This is a genomic window from Kaarinaea lacus (assembly GCF_975902315.1).
Window position 1 is genome coordinate 1 of the sequence record NZ_CDLKIE010000239.1, and the last position, 3,559, is coordinate 3,559.

At 40.4% G+C, this 3,559-nt stretch carries 5 protein-coding genes; 2 read left to right on the forward strand and 3 right to left on the reverse strand.

Annotated elements, in window-relative coordinates:
* Positions 1 to 188 (forward strand): outer membrane beta-barrel protein (locus ACWVCM_RS07210; RefSeq protein WP_455201051.1); only part of this gene is annotated, 188 nt, incomplete at its 5' end.
* A 197-nt stretch (positions 189 to 385) separates the two neighbouring features.
* Here the strand turns inward: ACWVCM_RS07210 and ACWVCM_RS07215 are convergent.
* Positions 386 to 1,372, reverse strand: a complete 987-nt coding sequence (locus tag ACWVCM_RS07215; RefSeq protein WP_455201052.1) for an outer membrane beta-barrel protein — start codon at positions 1,370 to 1,372, stop codon at positions 386 to 388.
* A 380-nt stretch (positions 1,373 to 1,752) separates the two neighbouring features.
* Between ACWVCM_RS07215 and ACWVCM_RS07220 the strand changes: the two genes are divergently transcribed.
* Complete coding sequence (locus ACWVCM_RS07220; RefSeq protein ID WP_455201053.1) at positions 1,753 to 2,280, forward strand: outer membrane beta-barrel protein; 528 nt, start codon at positions 1,753 to 1,755, stop codon at positions 2,278 to 2,280.
* A gap of 111 nt (positions 2,281 to 2,391) precedes the next feature.
* Here the strand turns inward: ACWVCM_RS07220 and ACWVCM_RS07225 are convergent, their stop codons facing one another.
* Both ACWVCM_RS07225 and ACWVCM_RS07230 read right to left on the reverse strand, forming a co-directional pair.
* A complete protein-coding gene (locus ACWVCM_RS07225) occupies positions 2,392 to 2,895 on the reverse strand; it encodes a hypothetical protein (protein WP_455201054.1) in 504 nt (167 codons plus the stop codon).
* 40 nt (positions 2,896 to 2,935) lie between these two features.
* On the reverse strand, positions 2,936 to 3,559 hold a 624-nt coding region (locus ACWVCM_RS07230), incomplete at its 5' end, for a helix-turn-helix domain-containing protein (RefSeq protein ID WP_455201055.1).

Below are 3,559 nucleotides of genomic sequence, written 5' to 3' on the forward strand. Positions count from 1 at the left end.
AATTTGCTGGTAGGACTTTTTCCGGAAGAGAAGCGGGGTTTTCTTATGGCCTCGGTGCCAATTATAGAATTAGCAGGCATTTCGCTATCAACGGTGATTATATACAGTATCTTGATAAAAGTGATATGAAACTTGGCGCATACTCACTTGGCCTCACCTATTACATGTTTAGCAAACATAAACACTAACAAAATTAACTTGCTGGCAAATTCTCTCATTTCATTAGATATTGATCGCGGCGCGCATCCCCACTCCTACCAGGCATAGATTTTCATTCTTTGCATGAGCGCACGGGCAGGACACGATAATCTTACATATAAAAAAATCCCGCTGGACCGAAGTTCAGCGGGATTTCTATTTATTTATGACTACTTAAGTTTTTAACTTAGAAAGTAGCCAGCAACTCTAAACGTGCAGTGGTGCCATCACCTTCGCCCACAGCGGGGGTAAATGGAACAGGCGACTGGTTTGGATCATCGTTGAAACGAATCTCGGCATTGGCAAATAAGTTTTCCGAAATGCTGTACAGGCCAGCAACTGTAATAGAACTGGTGTCGTCAACGCCAGTGACATCATATTTAACAAAGTCATAACGGCCTGTAAGAGAGAATTTATTGTTAAACTGATAATTAGCCATTAGCATGAAACCGCTATCGACTTGTTCATCAGCTATCAATATTTCGCCACCGAATAGCCAGTTATTCCATTTGTATTTTGCGAAAATATCAAAAATATCACCAACACTTGCAGGATTGCCACCAACTGCCGTTGGTGATTCTTGTGTAATTAAACCAAGTACAATATCCAGATTTTTAACTGCAGTAACTTCAGCAGCAATTTTTACTGAGTTCTTGTCGGCGACGTCACCTAAATCATTCAAGTAACCGACAATCAGGTTTACTCCCTTGAACTGATAATTAAATTCCAGACCTTGCAGGTTATTTCCATCTTCTGAAGTGGTTGACTCCCAAATATCCCACAATTGACCGTGGGTAATTTGGTACATATCCGGCGCATCTTCACGCTCAAAGGTTAGATTGTTGTTATACACACCGCCCAGTAACGCCATCTTTTGGTCAATATCCCATTTCAGAAAGATCTGTTCTAAACGTGCTGAATCATTGCCTGAACTACCAGGATTAACATCCGCATCAAAGCGCATCATGATGCCTTCTTTTAATTTACTTTCGACATCAAGTTCACCCGAAGTATCGAAGCGACCTTCCGCACCGTTCTTACCGACGTCGGTGCCATCGGAAAGCGTCCATATAAAATCTACGAATCCAGATGGCGTAATATCAATAGCCATGGCTGCTGGCGTAACTGTTAGCGCACTAAACGCGAGTGAACTTGCTACCAGGATTTTCTTCATTGATTCATTCCTCTTGTTATTCGTTCCTATGATACTTGTCTTGGTAAAATCGGTTTTTACTTGGCGATCATGACGTTCCTACCTGTATACAGCTAGTGGCTTCCCAATCGTCATGCCCTAATTTGAGGCAAAATTGTATCGCACACGACCAAAAACGTCTCTAATTCCACTGAGATTTTTCGAATTAATTCACATTTCACCAAAATGTGTTCGTTTGATGAAACCGATCTGAGGCTGATTTGGCAAAATTTGTATAAATTCTGTGCACCAGTTGGCACTTAATGTCTACGGGTAATTTAAGTTGTATTGTCATTGCGCCGACTAATTACACTAACTATTCTTATAACTTATTATTTTTACATTAAAATGGAACTCGTGCTATGAAAAAACTTCACTCCCTCATTCTTTCTGCGGCATTAATAGCTTCTTCTTTTATGGTGACATCCGTATACGCGGACAATGGTTTCTATGTTGGTGGTAGTGTCGGAAACTCTTCGATTTCCACAAAACCTGATACCAATATCGACATAAATTCTGATGATACTGGCTACAAGGTTTTTGGTGGATTTAAATTTACTATCTTCGCCGTTGAAGGTGGGTATGTAGATTTTGGAAAAGTCGAAAATGCCGGTGACAGTGTTGAGCTTTCCGGTTGGGACTTATTTGGCCTGGTTAATCTGGGCATTGGACCAATCGATTTATTTGGAAAGTTAGGTGTATTTGCATGGGATGCAGATGCGCTAACATCAGGCAACAAAGTCAGTGATGATGGTACCGATCCAGTAGTTGGAATTGGTGCTGGTGTCACTTTAGGTTCATTCAGCGTACGCGCCGAATACGAATACTTTGACATATCGGACTTCGATGAAGTATCAATGATATCGCTTGGTGTCGCCTATATTTTCTAATAAATAAAACAACTATGTCAGTCATTGCGCACCTCAGAGCAAGTCTGCCGCAAATATAAAAAAGGCGGGATTCATTCCCGCCTTTTTTATTTGTAAATTAAAAAACAATAGTTATTCAACCGGCAACTGTCTTCCCGCGGTAAAGATAGTTTTAATTCCTTCCCTGGAAATAATTGCCATGGAGATCGCAACTTTATCTTCAATTGGTATGGCCGACATAGTAGCCATCGCCAATATCTCTGCAACTCCTTCGTTATTTAACGTAACTTTAAAAATTGTGGTTCGATTAAAATACTGAGTGTTCTTACCGAACACTACGATGTTGGCATCAAAATCAACCTCTGGCACGGGAGTGCCAGGAGAAAAAATTTCCCATACTTTTTTAAACGTATCAGCATCACCAAAGTAGCCCGCGGGAAGTAACTCCTGACCTTTAGGAAATACATTTAATTTGTCTACCGGAAACACCCCGCTCCAGTTTTGAATAATTTTAATATCGTTAAATTCCTCTTTATTTTTTCCTTCCTTGATTATCGTACCTTCCGGCGTCGTTGAGACACAGGCAACTAAATTAGTTATTAAAAATAGGAAAATAATTTTATATAGATACTTCATAGCCGTTTATAACCTGTCACTTATTAATAAATAAAATAAACTATTGGCGATACTGGCTCGGTGACACTCCATGCCAGCGTTTAAAGGCTCTTGAAAAATTAGCAGGATCTGAAAACCCCAACAAGTAAGTTATTTCATTAATAGACAACCGTGAGTTTTCAATATATTGCTCTGCCAATTCCTGGCGCGTTTGATTCAGCAGTTCTTTAAAGCTACTACCCTCTTCTTTCAACTTCCGTTGCATGCTTCGTACGCTTAGATTAAGAATCTCTGCAATCTTTTCTTCATTGACCGAACCCGAAGGTAACAGTTCGGTTATTTTTGCCTTTGTTCTAATGCCTATTGATGCACCATCCAGATGTGAAAGATATTCATCGATCACTTTGTCATTAGCACGTGCCAGCTCAATATTGGAAGCGGGCAAATGTTTTTGCAATGCGGAATTTTCAAAATAGATCGCAATTTCATCAGAGCTATACTCAATCGGAGCGCGGAAAAATGCATTCAAACGCTCACAGCAAGTTACTGATGGCTCTGGTCGCCGGGTTCTGATTTTCACGGGATCAAGATCTCTACCATAATTTAAACGGCACATATGTACCAGAACCGCCAGGGATGCATCATAAGCAGCTACTGAACCCTGATAGGATTGCAGTGACGTTCC